This is a genomic window from Streptomyces sp. NPDC096311, assembly GCF_044763085.1.
Classification (GTDB): Bacteria; Actinomycetota; Actinomycetes; order Streptomycetales; family Streptomycetaceae; genus Streptomyces.
Genome location: NZ_JBIWFN010000005.1, coordinates 381,217 through 400,358, shown reverse-complemented (window position 1 = coordinate 400,358; position 19,142 = coordinate 381,217). Strand labels below are relative to the sequence as shown.

At 69.9% G+C, this 19,142-nt stretch carries 18 protein-coding genes; 12 read left to right on the top strand and 6 right to left on the bottom strand.

Features of this window, described 5'->3' with window-relative positions; all coding sequences use genetic code 11:
• Entirely contained in the window at positions 1 to 873 is an 873-nt protein-coding gene (locus tag ACIRA5_RS16055) for an amidohydrolase family protein (RefSeq protein WP_403691168.1), read from the bottom strand.
• Entirely contained in the window at positions 873 to 1,790 is a 918-nt protein-coding gene (locus tag ACIRA5_RS16050) for an SDR family NAD(P)-dependent oxidoreductase (RefSeq protein ID WP_403691166.1), read from the bottom strand. Before ACIRA5_RS16050 ends, ACIRA5_RS16055 begins: the two co-directional genes overlap by 1 nt.
• Positions 1,791 to 2,083: 293 nt before the next feature.
• Between ACIRA5_RS16050 and ACIRA5_RS16045 the strand changes: the two genes are divergently transcribed.
• From ACIRA5_RS16045 to ACIRA5_RS16030, 4 genes are all read left to right on the top strand, one after another.
• Entirely contained in the window at positions 2,084 to 2,512 is a 429-nt protein-coding gene (locus ACIRA5_RS16045) for a MarR family winged helix-turn-helix transcriptional regulator (protein WP_067361645.1), read from the top strand.
• Entirely contained in the window at positions 2,509 to 3,276 is a 768-nt protein-coding gene (locus tag ACIRA5_RS16040) for an IclR family transcriptional regulator (RefSeq protein WP_403691164.1), read from the top strand. Before ACIRA5_RS16045 ends, ACIRA5_RS16040 begins: the two co-directional genes overlap by 4 nt.
• A gap of 190 nt (positions 3,277 to 3,466) precedes the next feature.
• Positions 3,467 to 4,726: an Ig-like domain-containing protein gene (locus ACIRA5_RS16035; protein ID WP_403691339.1), complete on the top strand. Its 1,260-nt coding sequence runs from the start codon at positions 3,467 to 3,469 to the stop codon at positions 4,724 to 4,726.
• A 172-nt stretch (positions 4,727 to 4,898) separates the two neighbouring features.
• Positions 4,899 to 6,284, top strand: coding sequence for a glycoside hydrolase family 16 protein (locus tag ACIRA5_RS16030; protein ID WP_403691163.1), 1,386 nt, complete (start codon positions 4,899 to 4,901; stop codon positions 6,282 to 6,284).
• Between the two features lie 77 nt (positions 6,285 to 6,361).
• On the opposite strand, the gene ACIRA5_RS16025 is transcribed toward ACIRA5_RS16030, so the two are convergent.
• Complete coding sequence (locus ACIRA5_RS16025) at positions 6,362 to 7,273, bottom strand: helix-turn-helix domain-containing protein (protein ID WP_403691162.1); 912 nt, start codon at positions 7,271 to 7,273, stop codon at positions 6,362 to 6,364.
• A gap of 146 nt (positions 7,274 to 7,419) precedes the next feature.
• On the opposite strand from ACIRA5_RS16025, the gene tkt reads away from it, so the two are divergent.
• The 8 genes from tkt to ACIRA5_RS15985 all read left to right on the top strand — a co-directional run bounded on the left by tkt (position 7,420) and on the right by ACIRA5_RS15985 (position 16,952).
• A complete protein-coding gene (gene tkt / locus ACIRA5_RS16020) occupies positions 7,420 to 9,495 on the top strand; it encodes a transketolase (RefSeq protein WP_403691161.1) in 2,076 nt (691 codons plus the stop codon).
• Positions 9,496 to 9,514: 19 nt separating this feature from the next.
• Complete coding sequence (gene tal, locus ACIRA5_RS16015) at positions 9,515 to 10,660, top strand: transaldolase (RefSeq protein ID WP_403691160.1); 1,146 nt, start codon at positions 9,515 to 9,517, stop codon at positions 10,658 to 10,660.
• Positions 10,657 to 12,342, top strand: coding sequence for a glucose-6-phosphate dehydrogenase (gene zwf, locus ACIRA5_RS16010; protein ID WP_403691159.1), 1,686 nt, complete (start codon positions 10,657 to 10,659; stop codon positions 12,340 to 12,342). Before tal ends, zwf begins: the two co-directional genes overlap by 4 nt.
• On the top strand, positions 12,339 to 13,277 hold the full coding sequence (opcA, locus tag ACIRA5_RS16005; RefSeq protein ID WP_403691158.1) for a glucose-6-phosphate dehydrogenase assembly protein OpcA: 939 nt from the start codon (positions 12,339 to 12,341) through the stop codon (positions 13,275 to 13,277). Before zwf ends, opcA begins: the two co-directional genes overlap by 4 nt.
• Positions 13,270 to 14,919 carry a glucose-6-phosphate isomerase gene (pgi, locus tag ACIRA5_RS16000; protein WP_403691157.1) on the top strand — a complete coding sequence of 550 codons (1,650 nt, stop codon included), beginning with the start codon at positions 13,270 to 13,272 and terminating at the stop codon, positions 14,917 to 14,919. Before opcA ends, pgi begins: the two co-directional genes overlap by 8 nt.
• A gap of 5 nt (positions 14,920 to 14,924) precedes the next feature.
• Entirely contained in the window at positions 14,925 to 15,803 is an 879-nt protein-coding gene (gnd, locus tag ACIRA5_RS15995) for a phosphogluconate dehydrogenase (NAD(+)-dependent, decarboxylating) (protein WP_403691155.1), read from the top strand.
• Positions 15,804 to 15,808: 5 nt separating this feature from the next.
• A complete protein-coding gene (locus ACIRA5_RS15990) occupies positions 15,809 to 16,414 on the top strand; it encodes a histidine phosphatase family protein (protein ID WP_403691154.1) in 606 nt (201 codons plus the stop codon).
• Positions 16,415 to 16,496: 82 nt separating this feature from the next.
• Positions 16,497 to 16,952, top strand: coding sequence for a tellurite resistance TerB family protein (locus tag ACIRA5_RS15985; protein ID WP_382116746.1), 456 nt, complete (start codon positions 16,497 to 16,499; stop codon positions 16,950 to 16,952).
• A 53-nt stretch (positions 16,953 to 17,005) separates the two neighbouring features.
• Here ACIRA5_RS15985 and ACIRA5_RS15980 read toward each other — a convergent pair whose 3' ends face one another.
• The 3 genes from ACIRA5_RS15980 to ACIRA5_RS15970 all read right to left on the bottom strand — a co-directional run bounded on the left by ACIRA5_RS15980 (position 17,006) and on the right by ACIRA5_RS15970 (position 19,093).
• Positions 17,006 to 17,968, bottom strand: coding sequence for a hypothetical protein (locus ACIRA5_RS15980; RefSeq protein WP_403691153.1), 963 nt, complete (start codon positions 17,966 to 17,968; stop codon positions 17,006 to 17,008).
• Between the two features lie 104 nt (positions 17,969 to 18,072).
• Entirely contained in the window at positions 18,073 to 18,429 is a 357-nt protein-coding gene (locus ACIRA5_RS15975; protein ID WP_403691350.1) for a hypothetical protein, read from the bottom strand.
• Between the two features lie 223 nt (positions 18,430 to 18,652).
• Positions 18,653 to 19,093 (bottom strand): PPOX class F420-dependent oxidoreductase, encoded by a 441-nt coding sequence (locus ACIRA5_RS15970; RefSeq protein WP_099919628.1) that lies wholly within the window; start codon positions 19,091 to 19,093, stop codon positions 18,653 to 18,655.
• Positions 19,094 to 19,142: the final 49 nt, after the last annotated feature.

The following is a 19,142-nucleotide window of genomic DNA, read 5'->3' as shown; positions in this document are numbered from 1 at the left end:
TTACGGTGTCAGCCCGAGCAGCCGGGCGGCGTTCTCCTTGAGGATCTTCGGCTTGACCTCGTCCTTGATCGTCAGCTTGTCGAAGTCGGCGAGCCAGCGGTCGGGGGTGAGGACGGGGTAGTCGGAGCCGAAGAGCACCTTGTCCTTGAGCAGTGTGTTGGCGTACTGCACGAGCTGCGGCGGGAAGTACTTGGGCGACCAGCCGGACAGGTCGATGTGCACACCCGGCTTGTGGGTGGCGACGGCCAGCGCCTCGTCCTGCCAGGGGAAGGAGGGGTGCGCCAGGATGATCTTGAGGTGCGGGAAGTCGGCGGCCACGTCGTCCACGTGCAGGGGGTTGGAGTACTTCAGCCGGATGCCGCCGCCTCCCGGTACCCCGGCCCCGATCCCCGTCTGCCCGGTGTGGAAGAGGGCGATGGTGCCGGTCTCCTCGATCACCTCGTACAGGTCGTACGCCACCGACCTGTCGTTGGGGAAGAAGCCCTGGATGCTGGGGTGGAACTTGAAGCCCTTGACCCCGTACTCCTCGACGAGCCGGCGGGCCTGCTTGACGCCCGCCCTGCCGCGGAAGGGGTCGATGGAGGCGAAGGGGATCAGCACGTCAGGATGCGCGGCGGCGGCCTCGGCGACCTCCTCGTTCGGGACGGGCGCGGTGCCGGTGGCGGACTCGGCGTCCACCGTGAAGATCACGGCGGCCATCTTCCGTTCGCGGTAGTAGGCGGCCGTCTCCTCCAGGGTGGGCTTCCGCTTGCCCTCGACCTTGAAGTAGGCGCTGGAGGCTTCGTGCAGATCGTCGTCGAGCGAGGCGTGGCCCTTCGAGGACACCTCCGCGTGGGTGTGGACGTCGATCGCGACGAGTTCGTTCAGGTCCATCACGCCTCCAAAAGCTTCGGCGCGGGGATCCCGACGGTCTGCGGCTCGGCGCCGACCGACGTGGCCCAGGCGTCGGCCAGGGTGTCGGGGGTCCAGCCGCCGTCCGCGTACGCCGCCCTGACCTCCTGCGGGTGCGACCAGAGTGCCACCTTGTCACCGCCGATGCCGATGGCCTGGCCGGTGACACCGCGGGCGGCGTCGGAGGCGAGGAACGGGACGAGGGCGGCGCAGTCCTCGGGGGTGCCGAAGCCCTCGCCCTTGCGGAGGAAGTCGGGCAGCGGCTCGCCGTTCCTCATGGCCTCGACGTACGGGGCGAACGCGGGGATGGTCTCGGTCATGGCGGTGGCGGCGACCGGCACGATCGCGTTGACGGTGATGCCCGCGCGGCCCAGCTCCATCGACCAGGTACGGGCCATGGCGGCGATGCCCGCCTTCGCGGCGGCGTAGTTCGTCTGACCGAAGTTCCCGCGCTGCCCGGCCGGCGAGCCGACCAGGATCAGCGAGCCGCCCTCGCCCTGCTCGCGCATGCGCACGGCGGCGGCGCGGGCGCAGGTGAAGGTGCCCTTCAGATGCGTGGTGATCACCGCGTCGAAGTCCTCGTCGGTCATCTTCCACAGCACCTTGTCGCGCAGGATGCCCGCGTTGGTGACCAGGACGTCGAGCCGTCCGAACTCCTGCACCGCACGGGCGACGAGCCGGTCGGCCGCCTCGGTGGTGCCGACCGGGACCACCTCGGCCACGGCCTTGCCGCCCGCGACGGTGATGGACTTCACGGCCTGCTCGGCCACGGCCTCGTCGACGTCGTTGACGACCACGCTGGCGCCGACGGCCGCCAGGGCGTGTGCGTAGGCCAGGCCCAGGCCACGGCCGCTGCCGGTGACGACGGCCACCTTGCCGGTGAGATCGATGCTGGGCACGAGGGAGTCCCTTCGACGCTGAGGGTCCAGAGCGCGGCGTTGCGATGCCGAGCTGCGGCTACGAGATCGAAGCTAAGGACAATAATTGTTGACGTCAATAGTTGTTGCCGACCCATCCGTGCGGCATGCTGTGCGGAGTAGGGCGCGATGCTGTACGCAGTACGGCATGCCGTACCCGGCACGAATGAACCGCCCCGCCCGGGGCCCGGCCCAGGGAGCCCGTCATCGCAGGCCAGCAGCACGCCACCAGCCCGGCCACCGGCCCCGTCCCCATCGACGCCCAGGAGCCGTGGATGCGCGGACTGCACGCCGACACCGGCTATCTGCTGTACCGGCTGGGCCTTCGCTCGGGGCAGCTGTTCAACACCTTCCTCCAGGAGTCGGGGCTGCGGCTGCGCCACTACGCGCTGCTGCGCTTCCTGGCCACCTCCGAAGGTGCGCTCCAGCGGGAGCTGAGCTCGCGGCTCGGCTACGACCCGAGCGCGATCGTCGGACTCGTCGACGACCTGGAGAAGCTCGGTTTCGCCGAGCGCCGCCCGTCACCGGACGACCGCCGCAGCCGGATCGTGGTGCTCACGGACGACGGCCGGGCGTTCCTGCGCGACACGGACGAGGCGGGCCTGCGCGTCACGAACGACCTGCTCCAGCCGCTCGCCCCCGCCGAGCGGGACGCCCTGCACACGCTCCTGCAACGGGTCGCGGAAGCCGAACTGAACTCATGACCACGCTGTCCGCGCCCGACCGTCTGCTCGCCGTGCTCGCCGCCTTCGACCACCGGCACCCGGCGCTCTCCCTGACGGGAATCAGCCGCCGGGCCGGACTGACCCTCACCACCGCGCACCGGCTGGTCGGCGCCCTCACCGACTGGGGCGCGCTGGAGCGGGACGCGGACGGCGTCTACCACGTGGGCCTGCGCCTCTGGGAGATCGCGGCCCTCGCTCCCCGTGGCCTCGCCCTCCGCCAGATCGCGCTGCCGTACCTGGAGGACCTGTACGAGGCCACGCACGAGAACGTGCAGATGGCGGTCCGCGACGGCGCCGAGGTCGTCTACATCGAGTGGATCTCCGGACGCTCCGCGGTCGGTGTACGCATCCAGGTCGGCGCCCGCTGGCCACTGCACGCGACGGGCGTGGGCCTCGCGCTGCTGGCCCACGGCGACTCGACGTCCCAAGAGGCCTACTGCTCGGGGCCGTTGGCCGCGTTCACCCCGCACACCCTCACCGACGGGGTCCGCCTGCGCCGCACGCTCGCCGAAGTCCGCCGCACCGGCGTCGCGGTGAGCAGCCGTCAGATCACCGACGACGCCCTGTCGGTCGCCGCTCCGGTGCGCGGCGCGGGCGGCACGGTGGTCGCGGCGGTCTCCGTCGTGGTCCCCGAACACGGCGCCCAGGTACCGGCGTTGATTCCGGCGGTACGGCTGGCGGCGCGGGGGATCTCGCGCGCCCTGGGGTGGCAGCCGCACACCCGACCCGAGCCGGGCACCTGAGGCTCCCAGGAGTACTACAAGGGCGAGCGTTTCTCTCCTGGCCGGCCGCACGTACGCCGTTCCTCCAGGACGATTCTCAGGTCCTCCTCACGTAAATCTCAGGCGGCGGCCCCGGGTTTCAAAGAATCGCCCCAGGAACGCGGCGCAGGATGCACCAGCAGTCGTGGTGGTCATCCAGGAAAGGCGTGCCGTGGGCTTCGCGAAGAATTCGAACCGGTCCGAGCGGTGGACGGCGAACCGGTCCGAGCGGCAGGCCTGGTCGCGGCGTGGGGTGCTGGCCGCCCTCGGCGCCGTGCCGGCCGTGGGCGTCCTCACGGGCTGCAGCGGCTCGGCGGACGCCACGGAGGGAACGGACGCGAAGGCGGGCGCGAGCACGAAATCCGAGGTCAAGACCCCGACCGTGACCGTCACCCCGGCCGACGGCACGAAGAAGGCCGGTTTCACGAGCCCGGTCGAGGTCACCGTCAGCGACGGCACGCTCGCGAGCGTCGAGGTCAGCGGAAACGACGGCTCCGCCCTGGCCGGATCCTTCAATGACGCCCGTACGAAATGGACGTCCACGAAAAACCCTTACTCGGGCACCAAATACACGGTCACGGCCACACCGAAGGGCGCCGCCGCGCAGAGCGCGAGCTTCGTCACGAAGCAGCCCTCGGAAACGTTCGTGGGCTATTTCACGCCCGAGGCGAATTCGACCTCCGGTGTCGGCATGCCCGTGTCGATCAACTTCACCGAGGCCGTGAAGGACCGGGCCGCCGTGGAAAAGGCGATCACGGTGACGGCTCAGCCCGCGGTCGAGGTGGTCGGCCACTGGTTCAGCGACACTCGCCTCGACTTCCGGCCCGAGGAGTACTGGGCCGATGGCACGAAGATCACGCTGAGCCTGCGTCTGAAGGACGTCGAGGGCACGACCGGCGTCTACGGCACCCAGTCCAAGGACGTCACCTTCCACATCGGCCGCCGTCAGATCAGCACGGTCGACCTGGCGAAGAAGACCATGACCGTCGAGCGCGACGGCTCCACCCTCGCCACCTACCCGGTGAGCGGCGGCGACGCCGACCACACCACCTGGTCCGGGATCATGGTGATCAGCGAGCGGTTCAAGCAGACCCGGATGGAGTCCTCGACCGTCGGGCTCGGCGACGAGTACGACATCTCGGACGTCCCGCACGCCCAGCGCCTGACCACCTCCGGCACCTTCATCCACGGCAACTACTGGGCCTCGACCTCGGTCTTCGGCTCCACCAACACCAGCCACGGTTGTGTCGGCCTGCACGACGCCAAGGGCGCGAACGACAGCTCCGTGCCGGGCTACGAGTTCTACGCCGGTTCGATGCTCGGGGATGTCGTCGTCGTCAAGAACTCGGGCGAGAAGACCGTCGAGGCGTCCAACGGCCTCAACGGCTGGAACCTGTCCTGGTCGGACTGGAAGGCGGGGAGCACCCGCTAGGCACGGCCCCGCACATCCCACTCTTCAATGCCTGAACTCCCGCACAGGGAAAGGAGTTTCTCGGCTTTACCTCTTGACGGTCGGAGTGACAGAGAGCACATTGGCCGCGCACCTTGCTGAGAGCGCTCTCAGCAGCACCCGCGCACCCCCACTCCGTACCGAAGAGGCATTCATGAGTGAACCCTCCGGCACACCTGTCAGACGCGGCCCCCTGCGGCGCGTCATGCTGGCCGCGGTCGGCACCCTGACCCTGGCCGTGGCCGCGGTCCTCCCCGCGAACGCGTCCGCGCCCACTCCCCCGGCCGGCTGGTCCCAGGTCTTCGTCGACGACTTCAACGGGGCGGCCGGCTCCGGCGTCAACACCTCCAACTGGCAGTACGACACCGGCACCAGTTACCCGGGCGGCGCCGCCAACTGGGGCACCGGCGAGGTCGAGACGATGACCTCCAGCACCAACAACGTGGCACTCGACGGCAACGGCAACCTGCTGATCACCCCGCGCCGGGACGCCTCCGGCAACTGGACCTCGGGCCGCATCGAGACCACCCGCACCGACTTCCAGCCACCCGCGGGCGGCAAACTCCGCGTCGAGGCACGCCTCCAGATGCCGAACGTGACCGGCGCCGCCGCCAAGGGCTACTGGCCGGCCTTCTGGACGCTGGGCGCGCCCTACCGCGGCAACTACCAGAACTGGCCGAGCGTCGGCGAGCTGGACATCATGGAGAACGTCCAGGGCCTCAACACCGAGTGGGCCACCATGCACTGCGGCACCAACCCGGGCGGCCCGTGCAACGAGACCAGCGGCATCGGCGGCAACACCCCGTGCGCCGGCACCACGTGTCAGGCGGGCTTCCACACGTACGCCATGGAGTGGGACCGCTCGACGAGCCCCGAGGAGATCCGCTTCTACCTCGACGGCGTCAACTTCCACACGGTCAAGGCGAACCAGGTCGACGCCACCACCTGGGCGAACGCCACCAACCACGGCTACTTCGTCATCCTGAACGTGGCGATGGGCGGCGGCTTCCCCGACGCGTTCGGCGGCGGTCCGGACAGCGGCACCGAGCCCGGCCACCCGCTGGTCGTGGACTACGTCCAGGTGCTGCAGGCCAGTGGGAGCGGTACCACGCCGCCTCCGACCGGCAACCGTGACGCCTACAGCGCCATCCAGGCCGAGTCGTACGACAGCCAGTCGGGCACCAGCACCGAGACCACCACGGACACCGGCGGCGGCCAGGACATCGGCTCGCTGGCCGGTGGCGACTGGGCGCTCTACAAGGGCGTCAACTTCGGCTCCACGGCGGCCACACAGTTCTACGGGCGGGTCGCGAGCGGTGCGGCGAGCGGGGTCAGCGGTCTGGTCGAGGTGCGCCTCGACAGCCGTACGAGCACCCCCATCGGCAGTTTCGCGGTGGGCAACACCGGCGGCTGGCAGAGCTGGCGGACGGTCCCGGCCAACATCACCGGCGTCACCGGCACCCATGACGTCTATCTCACCTTCACCAGCGGCCAGCCGGCCGACTTCGTGAACGTCAACTGGTTCGACTTCGGCCACTGACGAGGAGGTCCCTCGACGAGCGGCACGAGGAGTGACGGGGCGGGCCCACGGGCCCGCCCCTTTTCCTGGGCGCGGTCTCAGCGCAGCTCCGCCCGGAACACCACGGGACTCGTGCCGGTGTGCTGGTGGAAGAACTTGGAGAAGTTCGCCGAGTCGGGGAAGCCCACGGCGACACCGATGCGGCCGATGGGCATCTCCGTGTGGGCCAGCAGCCGCTTGGCCTCCAGGATCACCCGCTTGTCGATGAATCCCTTCGGGGTCTCACCGGTGGCCGCGCGCACCGCGCGGACCAGGGTGCGGCGGGAGTAGCCGAGAGCGTCGGCGTACGCGCTGACGCTGTGGTTGGTGGCGAAGTCCTTCTCGACCGCGTCCCGGAAGCGCGTGAAGGTGGTGTCGCTCTGTTCGCGGGCCGCTTCGGCGGAGCTGGCCGCGAGATGGGCGAGGCGCAGCAGGAACGCGGTGAGGGAGTGCCGCAGCACCGCGGTGTGCAGGCTGAGCGGCAGCGTGGTGGTGTCGACGTACTCGCGTTCCAGCTGGGTGAGCGAGTGCTCCAGGGCGGCCAGTTGGTCGGCGCCGGGGCGCAGCAGCGGCGGCTGGTCATAGCGGTAGAGACCGGTCGCCTCGACGGTCGCACGCGGCAGGAAACCGGGCTGCATGATCAGAACGGTGCCGCGGTAGCGGTCGGTGCGGGAGAAGCGGTGCACCTGACCGGGGCGGATCCACAGGACGTCGCCCGGGGACGCCTCGTACTCGGCGAAGTCGATCATGTGTCTGACCGGTCCCTCGTGAAAGAGCATCACGACGTGGAAGTCGATGCGGTGCACGCGCTCCAGCGGGGCGTCCGCGTGCCAGACGCGCCCGCTCCCCATCGCGCCGACCTGCATACCGACGCCGGACAGGCTCAGATCGACCGGGAAGGGGAAGGTCCTGATCCCGTCCCGGGTCTCGCCTTCGCCCCCTGCACCGCCTTGGGTGGTTCTGTCTGTCATGTCCCTCTCGCGTCGGCTCGCTCCGGCACTCCGTGTCCCACTTTCACCGAAGGCTGACACACGGGCACCTTCCCCGGCAAAAGTCAGACTTTTAGTTTTGAAGGCGTTCCACCAGCGATTCCCGATCCAGTGAGGACTTCTTGAAGATGAGTACGCAGAGCCCCGACGGCTTCGAATGGACCGAGCTGGACCGCCGGGCGGTCGACACCGCCCGCATCCTGGCCGCTGACGCCGTTCAGAAGGTCGGAAACGGCCACCCGGGTACAGCGATGAGCCTGGCCCCGGCCGCGTACACGATCTTTCAGAAGGTGATGCGACACGACCCCGCCGACCCGGAGTGGACCGGCCGCGACCGGTTCGTCCTGTCCCCCGGTCACACCTCGCTGACCCTTTACACGCAGCTCTTCCTCTCCGGGTACGAACTCGGCCTTGACGACCTGAAGGCGTTCCGCACGCACGGTTCGAAGACGCCGGGTCACCCCGAGTACGGGCACACCGCGGGCGTGGAGACCACCACCGGTCCGCTGGGGCAGGGTGTCGCGAACGCGGTGGGCATGGCGATGGCCGCCCGCTACGAGCGCGGTCTGTTCGACCCCGAGACGCCGGAGGGCGAGTCGCCCTTCGACCACACCATCTGGGGCATCGTCTCGGACGGCGACCTGGAGGAGGGCATCTCCGCCGAGGCCTCCTCCCTCGCGGGCCACCAGAAGCTGGGCAACCTGGTCTTCGTCTACGACGACAACCACATCTCCATCGAGGGCGACACCGCCACCGCCTTCTCCGAGGACGTGCTGAAGCGCTACGAGGCGTACGGCTGGCATGTGCAGCGCATCGAGCCCTCGGCCGACGGCGACATCGACGTCCGCGCGCTGTACACGGCGCTGAAGGCGGCGCAGGCCGAGACCGGACGGCCCTCGATCATCGCGATGCGCACGATCATCGCCTGGCCCGCGCCGAACGCCCAAAACACCGAGGCCTCGCACGGCTCCGCGCTGGGCGCGGACGAGGTCGCCGCCACCAAGCGTCTCCTGGGCTTCGACCCGGAGAAGTCCTTCGAGGTCGCGGGCGAGGTCCTCGCCCACGCCCGCCAGGCCCTGGACCGGGGTGCCGAGGCACACGCCGCCTGGGACAAGCGGATCGCCGAGTGGCGCACCGCGCAGCCCGAGCGGGCCAGGCTCTTCGACCGGATCGTCGCCGGCCAGCTTCCCGAGGGCTGGCAGGACAAGCTCCCCGCGTTCGAGGCGGGTACGTCCGTCGCCACCCGCGCCGCCTCCGGCAAGGTCCTGCAAGCGCTCGGCTCGGTGATCCCCGAGCTGTGGGGCGGCTCCGCCGACCTGGCCGGCTCGAACAACACCACCATCGACAAGACGTCCTCCTTCCTACCGAAGGGCAACCCGCTGCCGGAGGCCGACCCGTACGGCCGTACCGTCCACTTCGGCATCCGCGAGCACTCCATGGCCGCGGAGATGAACGGCATCGCGCTGCACGGCAACACCCGCATCTACGGCGGCACCTTCCTGGTCTTCTCCGACTACATGCGCAACGCCGTACGTCTGTCCGCGCTGATGCAGCTCCCCGTCACCTACGTGTGGACGCACGACTCGATCGGCCTGGGCGAGGACGGCCCCACCCACCAGCCGGTCGAACACCTGGCCTCGCTGCGCGCCATCCCGGGCCTGAACATCGTCCGCCCGGCCGACGCCAACGAGACCGCGATCGCCTGGGCCGAGATCCTCAAGCGGCACGCCACCCACCCCGCCCCGCACGGCCTGGCCCTGACCCGCCAGGGCGTGCCCACCTACGAGGCCAACGCCGAGGCCGCCAAGGGTGGTTACGTACTGCGTGACTCCTCCACCGGGACGCCCGAGCTGGTTCTGATCGCCACCGGCTCCGAGGTGCACCTCGCCGTCGAGGCGCGTGAGCTGCTGGAGGCCGAGGGGATCGGCACCCGGGTCGTGTCGATGCCGTCCGTGGAGTGGTTCGAGGAGCAGTCCCCGGAGTACCGGGCGAGCGTCCTTCCGCCGTCCGTGAAGGCCCGCGTGGCGGTCGAGGCGGGCATCGGGCTGACCTGGTACCGGTACGTCGGTGACCACGGACGCATTGTCTCGCTCGAGCACTTCGGAGCCTCCGCCGACGCCAAGACCCTGTTCGCCGAGTTCGGTTTCACCGCCGAGAACGTCGCCGCCGCCGCCCGGGAATCCCTGACCGCCGCCCGCGGTTGATCCGATCGCACGAAGGAAGATGATCACTGTGACCGAAGCAACCGCGACCGCGGTAACCCTGAAGCGCCTCTCCGACGAAGGCGTCTCCATCTGGCTGGACGACCTCTCCCGGAGGCGTATCTCCTCCGGTAACCTCGCCGAACTCGTAGAGACCAGGCACGTGGTGGGCGTCACCACCAACCCCTCCATCTTCCAGGCCGCCATCGGCTCCGGTGAGGGGTACGAGGAGCAGCTCGGCGACCTGGCCGAGCGCGGCGTGACGGTCGACGAGGCCGTCCGGATGATGACGACGGCCGACGTCCGCGCCGCCGCCGACATCCTGCGCCCGGTCCACGACGCGACCGCCGGCCGTGACGGCCGGGTCTCCATCGAGGTCGACCCGCGCCTCGCCCACAACACCGCGGCGACCGTGGCCGAGGCCAAGCAGCTCTCCTGGCTCGTCGACCGCCCGAACGTGATGATCAAGATCCCGGCGACGAAGGCCGGCCTCCCGGCGATCACCGAGGTCATCGGCCTCGGCATCAGCGTCAACGTCACGCTGATCTTCTCCCTGGAGCGCTACCGCGAGGTGATGGACGCCTACCTGGCGGGCCTGGAGAAGGCCAAGGCGGCGGGCATCGACCTCGCCACCCTCCACTCCGTCGCCTCCTTCTTCGTCTCCCGCGTCGACAGCGAGATCGACAAGCGGCTGACGAAGGTCGGGACCGACGAGGCCCTCGCCCTCAAGGGCAGGGCGGCGCTCGCCAACGCGCGGCTCGCCTACGAGGCGTACGAAGAGGTGTTCGCGTCCGCCCGCTGGACCGCGCTCGCCCCGGCCGGCGCCAACAAGCAGCGCCCGCTGTGGGCCTCGACGGGTGTCAAGGACTCCTCGTACAAGGACACGCTGTACGTCGACGAGCTGGTCGCGCCGGGCACGGTCAACACCATGCCGGAGGCGACGCTCAACGCCACGGCCGACCACGGTGACATCCACGGCGACGCGGTGACCGGCGGCTACGCCCAGGCGCGCGCCGACCTGGCCGCCGTGGAAGGGCTCGGGATCTCCTACGACGAGGTGGTCAACCAGCTGGAGGACGAGGGCGTCTCGAAGTTCGAGGCGGCCTGGGAGGATCTGCTCGACGCGGTCGCGACCTCGCTGAGCAGCAAGGGAGTTGAGGGGGAATGACGCAGCGTGAAGCGCTTCCCGACGGTACCCCGCAGGATGCGGCCACCACGCCGGAGGGATCTGGTGACACGACCGTGGAACCGGACGGTGTGAAGGCGGTCGACGTGACGGCGGTCGATGTGAAGGCGGAGCCCAAGAGCTCGGGCCCCGTTCCGGTGGCGGAATGGGAGAACCCGCTCCGTGACCCCCGTGACCGCCGCCTCCCCCGTATCGCGGGCCCCTCGGGCCTCGTCATCTTCGGTGTCACCGGCGACCTGTCCCGCAAGAAGCTGATGCCGGCCGTCTACGACCTCGCCAACCGCGGTCTGCTGCCGCCGGGCTTCTCGCTCGTCGGGTTCGCCCGCCGCGACTGGGAGGACGAGGACTTCGCGCAGATCGTGCACGACTCGGTGAAGGAACACGCGCGCACCCCGTTCCGGGAGGAGGTCTGGCAGCAGCTCGCCGAAGGCATGCGGTTCATCCCGGGCACCTTCGACGACGACACCGCGTTCAAGCAACTGCGCTCCGCCATCGAGGAGCTGGACGCGGCCCGGGGCACCAGCGGCAACTACGCGTTCTACCTCTCCGTGCCCCCGAAGTTCTTCCCGAAGGTCGTCAAGCAGCTCAAGAAGCACGGGCTCGCGAGCCCGCCGGAGGGTTCCTGGCGGCGCGCGGTCATCGAGAAGCCGTTCGGCCACGACCTCGAGAGCGCACGCGAGCTGAACGCGCTCGTGCACGACGTGTTCGACCCGGAGCAGGTCTTCCGCATCGACCACTACCTCGGCAAGGAGACCGTCCAGAACATCCTGGCGCTCCGCTTCGCCAACCAGATGTACGAGCCGATCTGGAACCGGTCGTACGTCGACCACGTGCAGATCACCATGGCGGAGGACATCGGCATCGGCGGCCGGGCCGGCTACTACGACGGCATCGGTTCGGCCCGTGACGTGATCCAGAACCACCTGCTCCAGCTGATGGCGCTGACCGCCATGGAGGAGCCGATCGCCTTCGACGCCGAGTCGCTGCTGACCGAGAAGCTCAAGGTCCTCAAGTCGGTGAAGCTGCCGGAGAACCTGGGCGAACACACCGTGCGCGGCCAGTACGCGGCGGCCTGGCAGGGCGGCGAGAAGGTGCGCGGCTATCTGCAGGAGGACGGCATCGACCCCAAGTCGACGACCGACACCTACGCGGCCGTCAAGCTGGAGGTCGACAACCGCCGCTGGGCGGGCGTCCCCTTCTACCTGCGCACCGGCAAGCGCCTCGGCCGGCGGGTGACGGAGATCGCGGTGGTCTTCCAGCGCGCCCCGCACTCACCGTTCGACTCGACCGCCACCGAGGAGCTCGGCCAGAACGCGATCGTCATCCGCGTCCAGCCCGACGAGGGCATGACGGTGCGCTTCGGATCGAAGGTCCCGGGTACGTCGATGGAGATCCGGGACGTCACGATGGACTTCGCCTACGGCGAGTCGTTCACCGAGTCCAGCCCGGAGGCGTACGAACGGCTGATTCTGGATGTCCTGCTCGGCGACGCCAATCTCTTCCCCCGTCATCAGGAGGTGGAAGAGTCCTGGAAGGTCCTCGACCCGATCGAGGAGTACTGGGAGACCCATGGCAGGCCCGCGCAGTACCCCTCGGGCAGCTGGGGTCCGAAGGAAGCCGACGAGATGCTCGCACGAGACGGACGGAGCTGGCGCAGGCCATGAAGATCGACCTGACCGACACCACGGCAAGCAAGATCAACAAGGCGCTCGTGCAGGGGCGCCGCGCCATCGGCACCCCCGCCGTGGGCATGGTCCTGACGATGGTCATCGTCACCGACGAGGAGAACGCGTACGACTCGATCAAGGCGGCCGAGGAGGCCTCTCGCGAGCACCCCTCGCGCACCCTGGTCGTCATCAAGCGACACGCCCGCACCCCGCGCGACCGCACCACCTCGCGTCTCGACGCCGAGGTCCGGGTGGGCGCCGACTCCGGTGCCGGTGAGACCGTCGTGCTGCGGACCTACGGCGAGGTGTCCGACCACGCCGACTCCGTGGTCCTACCGCTGCTGCTGCCGGACGCGCCCGTCGTCGTCTGGTGGCCGGTGGACGCCCCCGAGGTGCCCGCCAAGGACCCGCTGGGCGCCCTCGCGCAGCGCAGGATCACCGACATGTACGCCGTCGAGGCGCCGCTCACGGCCCTGGAGGCCCGCGTCAACTCGTACGCGCCGGGCGACACCGACCTGGCGTGGACCCGGCTGACGCCCTGGCGCTCGATGCTGGCCGCCGCGCTCGACCAGGCCCGTACGAAGGTGATCTCGGCCGCCGTCGAGAGCGAGGCCGACAACCCGAGCGCCGAGCTGCTCGCCCGCTGGCTGGGCGCCCGGCTCGACGTGCCGGTCGAGCGGGTCGTCACCGCCGGTCCGGTGGTGACCGCGGTGCGGCTCGGCACGGAGAACGGCGAGATCGTGATCGACCGGCCCGAGGGACCGCTGGCCACGCTGTCGCTGCCCGGTCAGCCCTCCCGCACCCTCGCGCTGAAGGTGCGCAGCACTTCCGAGCTGATCGCCGAGGAGCTGCGCCGGCTCGACGCGGACGAGATGTACGCCGTCGCCCTGCGGGGCGAGAGCGGCACCAAGGAGACCCCCCGTCATGTCTGACTCCCCCAAGCTCACGCGGCGTCCGCAGTGGGTGGCCCTGGAGGACCACCGCGCGGACGGTCTGCTCCATCCGCGGCTGCGTGAGCTGTTCGCCGCCGATCCCGCCCGCGCCGAGCGCTATGTCGTACGGGTCGGCGATCTGCGGATCGACTACTCCAAGCACCTGATCACGGACGAGACCCTCGCCCTCCTCCAGGAACTGGCCACCGCCACGGACGTGTTCGGACTGCGGGACGCGATGTTCCGCGGCGAGAGGATCAACGTCACCGAGGACAGGGCGGTGCTGCACACCGCCCTGCGGGCCCCCCGGAACGCGGTGATCGAGGTCGACGGCGGGAACGTCGTGCCTGGCGTGCACGCCGTGCTCGACAAGATGGCCGACTTCGCCGAGCGGGTCCGCGCCGGCGAGTGGACCGGTCACACCGGCAAGCGCATCAAGAACATCGTCAACATCGGTATCGGCGGCTCCGACCTCGGTCCGGCGATGGCGTACGAGGCGCTGCGGGCCTTCACCGACCGCTCGCTGACCGTGCGGTTCGTGTCGAACGTGGACGGCGCCGACCTGCACGAGGCCGTCCGCGATCTCGACCCGGCCGAGACGCTGTTCATCATCGCGTCGAAGACGTTCACCACGATCGAGACCATCACCAACGCCACCTCGGCGCGGACCTGGCTGCTCGCCGCGCCGAACAGTGACGAGAAGGCGGTCGCCAAGCACTTCGTGGCGCTGTCGACGAACGCCGGGAAGGTGTCGGACTTCGGCATCGACACGGCCAACATGTTCGGGTTCTGGGACTGGGTCGGCGGACGCTACTCCTTCGACTCGGCGATCGGCCTGTCGTTGATGATCGCGATCGGCCCGGACCGGTTCCGGGAGCTGCTCGACGGGTTCAGGCTCGTCGACGAGCACTTCCGTACAGCTCCCGCCGAGGCCAACGCGCCTTTGCTGCTCGGCCTGTTGGGTGTCTGGTACGGCAACTTCTTCGACGCCCAGTCGCACGCCGTGCTGCCGTACTCGCACTACCTGTCCAAGTTCACGGCGTACCTGCAGCAGTTGGACATGGAGTCCAACGGCAAGTCGGTGGACCGCGACGGCGACCCGGTGGAGTGGCAGACCGGTCCGGTGGTGTGGGGCACGCCCGGCACCAACGGGCAGCACGCCTACTACCAGCTCATCCACCAGGGCACGAAGCTGATCCCGGCCGACTTCATCGGCTTCGCCAACCCGGTGGACGACCTGGAGCCCGAACTCGCCGCCCAGCACGACCTGCTGATGGCGAACTTCTTCGCGCAGACCCAGGCCCTCGCCTTCGGCAAGACGCCCGACGAGGTGCGCGCCGAGGGCGTGGCCGAGGAACTGGTCCCGCACAAGACGTTCAAGGGCAACCACCCGACGACGACGATCCTCGCGAGCGAGCTGACGCCGTCGGTCCTCGGCCAGCTCATCGCCCTCTACGAGCACAAGGTGTTCGTCCAGGGCGCGATCTGGAACATCGACTCCTTCGACCAGTGGGGCGTCGAGCTCGGCAAGGTCCTCGCCAAGCGCGTCGAACCCGCGCTCACCGAAGGCGCCGACGTGCCCGGCCTCGACCCCTCCACCGCCGCCCTCGTGGCCGCGTACCGCACCCTCCGAAAGAAGTGACTGTCATGCAGCTCGGACTCATCGGCCTCGGCAAGATGGGCGGCAACATGCGCGAGCGGATCCGCCGCGCGGGCCACACGGTCGTCGGCTACGACCGCAACCCCGAGGTCTCGGACGTGAGCAGCCTCACCGAACTCGTGAGCGCGCTCGAAGGTCCGCGCGTGGTCTGGGTGATGGTCCCCGCCGGCGCCGCCACGCAGTCCACCGTCGACCAGCTCGGCGAGCTCCTGGAGCCCGGTGACACCGTCGTCGACGGCGGCAACTCCCGCTGGACGGACGACGAGAAGCACGCGCAGGAGCTGGCCGCCAAGGGCATCGGGTTCGTCGACGCGGGCGTCTCCGGCGGCGTCTGGGGTCTCAAGAACGGCTACGCGCTGATGGTCGGCGGCGACGCCGAGCACATCGCCAAGGTGCAGCCGGTCTTCGACGCCCTCAAGCCCGAGGGCGACGCCGGCTTCGTGCACGCCGGCAAGGTCGGCGCGGGCCACTTCTCCAAGATGGTCCACAACGGCATCGAGTACGCCATGATGCAGGCCTACGCCGAGGGCTGGGAGCTCCTGGAGAAGGTCCACTCCGTCACCGACGTGCGCGAGGTCTTCCGCTCCTGGCAGGAAGGCACCGTGATCCGCTCCTGGCTGCTCGACCTCGCCGTCAACGCGCTGGACGACGACGAGCACCTGGAGAAGCTGCGCGGCTACGCGGACGACTCCGGCGAGGGCCGCTGGACCGTCGAGGCGGCCATCGACAACGCCGTCCCGCTGCCCGCCATCACCGCCTCCCTCTTCGCCCGGTTCGCCTCCCGCCAGGACGACTCCCCGCAGATGAAGATGATCGCGGCACTGCGCAACCAGTTCGGCGGCCACGCCGTCGAGTCGGCGAAGTAACGACCATGGGCGACCTCCTGCTGGTCCGCCACGGTGAGACCGAGTGGAGCGTGTCGGGCCAGCACACCAGCTGGACCGACCTGCCCCTCACCCAGCAGGGCGAGGAACAGGCCAAGTCCCTCGCCCCGCTGCTCGTCGGCCGGACCTTCGCCCTGGCCCTGACCAGCCCGCTCCGCCGCGCGGTACGCACGGCGGAACTCGCGGGCCTGTACGGGGCCGAGGCCGATCCTGATCTGCACGAGTGGGACTACGGCGCGTACGAAGGCATCAGGACCGTCGAGATACATCGCACCCGGCCCGACTGGTTCCTGTGGAACGACGGCGTGCCGCCCGGCCCGGACGGCCATCCCGGCGAGTCACCGGCAGAGGTGGGAGAGCGCGCCGACCGCGTGCTGTCCCGCGTCGGGCCGGCGCTCGCCGACGGCGACGTGGTCCTCGTGGCACACGGCCATTTCCTGCGCGTGCTGACGGCCCGTCGTCTCGGGCTGTCCCCCGCGGACGGGCGGCTGTTCCAGCTCGCGACGGGCACCGTCAGCCGGCTGTCCACCGAGCACGGGCATCCTGTGATCGCCGAGTGGAACGCCATCGGAACTTCTGCGGCGGTTCGCTAGTTTCTACATTGCTGTAGAAATCGATGAGGTCACGGTCCGCCCTCCGGGGCGGGCCGGGCCTCTCCCAACGTATGGAGCTCTCATGGCCCTGTGGGACCGCGTCAAGGAGTCCGCGTCGACGATGCAGACCCAGCTCGTGGCGAAGAAGAACGATCTGAAGAGCGGTGCCTTCCGCGACGCGAGCATGGCGATGTGCGCACTCGTCGCCGCGGCGGACGGGACGGTCGATCCCTCCGAGCGCCAGCGCGTGGCCCAACTCATCGCCACGAACGAGGTGTTGCAGAACTTCGACGCCGACGACCTGCGCCGCCGCTTCGACGACAACCTGAACAAGCTGACCGCCGACTTCGCCTTCGGCAAGGTCAGCGTCCTCCAGGAGATCGCCAAGGCGAAGAAGAAGCCGGCCGAGGCGCGCGCCGTCATCCAGATCGGCATCGTCATCGGCGGCGCCGACGGCGACTTCGACAAGACCGAGCAGGCCGTCGTGCGCGAGGCGTGCTTCACGCTCGACCTGCCGCCGCACGAGTTCGACCTCTAGTACCCCACCGGTCCCGGCCGTGCCACCTCGACGGCCGGGACACGTGAGGTGGCTCAGGCGCCGCGCGAGGCGCGCCTGCGCCACTTCACGAACTCCGCCTCCGGGTCACCGGTGCGGGACCAGGGCATCCGGCTGGCGCGCACTCCCAGGGTCCGAAAGAGCGGGGCCGCGAGGTCCGGCAGGCCCGCGTAGCTGGCGGCGTGCGCCAGGTAGTTGAGGTCGCGCACCTCCTCCGGAGCGGGCTGGCCGTCCGGGCGCGCGGTGATCCAGCGCTGCCAGGTACGCCGTACGTCGTCGACGGCTCCCTCGTTGTTCCAGTGCCCGTCGAGGTCGACGGACACGTCCGGCCGCCCGTTCGCCTCCTCCTGGAGAAAGCGGTACTCCTCCACGCGGGCGAACTGCACCAGGACCGGCAGCGCGCAGCCCGGCGGGGCGACGGCCGCCGCGTCGCGGGCGAAGTCGTACATCAGGCCGTGGGTGCCGTGCCAGCGCGCCGAGTAGTAGCGCAGCACATGGAGGTGCCCCTCGATCGTGTAGGGGTCGCGGGCGTGCAGCTCGTCCCACCAGCGGCCGAGCTCCTGGCGGCGCACCCCGGCGGCGTAGAGCCGGGCGACGGAGATGAGGCAGATCCAGGGGGTGGGGTCATCGGGGCAGGCCTCGGCGCCCTGCAGACAGGCCATCACCGCCCGGTCGACGCGCCGCTGTTCGACGGGTATCTGCCCGCCCGGGGCGGTGGCGAGAGTGAAGGCCCTGGCCACCTCGGTCGCGGCCCGCAGTACCAGGGCGTCGGCGCTGCGCGGCTCCGCGGCGAGCCAGGACTCGACCGCCGAGTTGCCCGCGCACGCAGGCGCGAGCAGCCGGATCCGGTGGGCGCGCACGGACCACGCGGGGCCGGTCACCCGCAGCAGATCCCGCAGACCCTGCCAGCGCCCGTTGGCGATGTCCTTGCGTGCGGTGGTGAGGGGCGCGTCCCCGTAGTCGGGGTCGAAGTCGGGGGTGAAGCGGTCTCCCGGCATGGGCTCCCTCTCAAAACGTGAAGCACTGAAACCGGCCTCGGAGCCGGAGGCCGATTGCTCCACGTCCTGGGCAGCAGACTGGGGGCGATACCGTGCTGCCGCTGTCATCGGCCGACGGTCGCTCCGCAGAGGTGTTCCGCGGGTGGTGTGATGATAGCGGTGGTCATGGGTGTTTCAATGTCAACTGGCGGGTAATATGCGCCGCCTGAGGCGTCAGCGCCCCGGTCGGCGCGGCAGGTGCTGTGTGGCCGGCCGTACAGGGGCGTTCTGCGCTCCGTAGCCCCGGTGGCCGCCGTCACGTCGTCCGTGGCGAGGGCGAGGTGCTGGGCGCGGGCGCCCTGGTCAGTGGGGGCGGGCCCGACGCCGAGGGCGATACGGACGCTGCCGTCGGCGTTGGTGACCGCGCGGCTGCGGTGCGGTCCGTACGGGTCGGCGACAACGACGCCGTCCTGTGCGCTCACCGACGAAGGAGCTGGGCGAGCGGGCGCCCCAGGACGCCGCGAAGCGCGAGGCCGTGACCGGCTGACCGCCCGGCGGGGAGGCGGTGTTGACAGCTGACGTTTTCGGCAAGAACATCGCCCGGAACAAGCGGATAGAAACAGCGCGGTTACACAGTGCCACTCCGCGCACCCCGGCCGGGTTCAGGGGCGGCCGGTGTGCGCGGAGATCCCATCGCCCCTCGGCTCAGCGTCCGCGGGGGATGCCGTACGCGCGCTCCACGTGGAGCCGTAGGACGAGCCGGCCGTCGCTGACCATGGCGGCCCGGTAGTCGTCCCAGTCGGGGTGCTCGCCCCGGACGGCCCGGTAGAGCCGCACCAGCTCCTCGACGGTCTCGTCGTGGGGGTCCCGGGCGACCGGAGTGAGCTCGGCGGTGCCCTCGGCGACCGTGTACGCCCAACGGTCCTCGGCCGTCACGTGGTAGGAGGCCCGCGGGTCCCGGCGCAGATTGCGGGTCTTGGCGCGGTCGTCCGTGACCGAGACCCGGACGATCCGCTCGTCGGGATCGTAGGCGTGGTTCACGTTGGACAGCTGGGGCCGGCCGTCCTTCTTGAGGGTGACCAGCACTCCCCCGTCGTACTCGGAGAGCAGCTTGAGCAGTGTGTCCTGCGTCGCGTCCTGAGTCATGTATCGCTCAACCCCGGGGAACGCATGGCCATTCCCGTCATGTAGACAC

What these genes read in the sequence shown, in the direction of transcription:
- ACIRA5_RS16055 (WP_403691168.1), bottom strand. Translation starts at nt 873, where the DNA reads ATGGACCTGAACGAACTCGTCGCGATCGACGTCCACACCCACGCGGAG.
- ACIRA5_RS16045 (WP_067361645.1), top strand. Translation starts at nt 2,084, where the DNA reads ATGCGCGGACTGCACGCCGACACCGGCTATCTGCTGTACCGGCTGGGC.
- ACIRA5_RS16040 (WP_403691164.1), top strand. Translation starts at nt 2,509, where the DNA reads ATGACCACGCTGTCCGCGCCCGACCGTCTGCTCGCCGTGCTCGCCGCC.
- ACIRA5_RS16030 (WP_403691163.1), top strand. Translation starts at nt 4,899, where the DNA reads ATGAGTGAACCCTCCGGCACACCTGTCAGACGCGGCCCCCTGCGGCGC.
- ACIRA5_RS16025 (WP_403691162.1), bottom strand. Translation starts at nt 7,273, where the DNA reads ATGACAGACAGAACCACCCAAGGCGGTGCAGGGGGCGAAGGCGAGACC.
- tkt (WP_403691161.1), top strand. Translation starts at nt 7,420, where the DNA reads ATGAGTACGCAGAGCCCCGACGGCTTCGAATGGACCGAGCTGGACCGC.
- tal (WP_403691160.1), top strand. Translation starts at nt 9,515, where the DNA reads ATGATCACTGTGACCGAAGCAACCGCGACCGCGGTAACCCTGAAGCGC.
- zwf (WP_403691159.1), top strand. Translation starts at nt 10,657, where the DNA reads ATGACGCAGCGTGAAGCGCTTCCCGACGGTACCCCGCAGGATGCGGCC.
- opcA (WP_403691158.1), top strand. Translation starts at nt 12,339, where the DNA reads ATGAAGATCGACCTGACCGACACCACGGCAAGCAAGATCAACAAGGCG.
- pgi (WP_403691157.1), top strand. Translation starts at nt 13,270, where the DNA reads ATGTCTGACTCCCCCAAGCTCACGCGGCGTCCGCAGTGGGTGGCCCTG.
- gnd (WP_403691155.1), top strand. Translation starts at nt 14,925, where the DNA reads ATGCAGCTCGGACTCATCGGCCTCGGCAAGATGGGCGGCAACATGCGC.
- ACIRA5_RS15990 (WP_403691154.1), top strand. Translation starts at nt 15,809, where the DNA reads ATGGGCGACCTCCTGCTGGTCCGCCACGGTGAGACCGAGTGGAGCGTG.
- ACIRA5_RS15985 (WP_382116746.1), top strand. Translation starts at nt 16,497, where the DNA reads ATGGCCCTGTGGGACCGCGTCAAGGAGTCCGCGTCGACGATGCAGACC.
- ACIRA5_RS15980 (WP_403691153.1), bottom strand. Translation starts at nt 17,968, where the DNA reads ATGCCGGGAGACCGCTTCACCCCCGACTTCGACCCCGACTACGGGGAC.
- ACIRA5_RS15970 (WP_099919628.1), bottom strand. Translation starts at nt 19,093, where the DNA reads ATGACTCAGGACGCGACGCAGGACACACTGCTCAAGCTGCTCTCCGAG.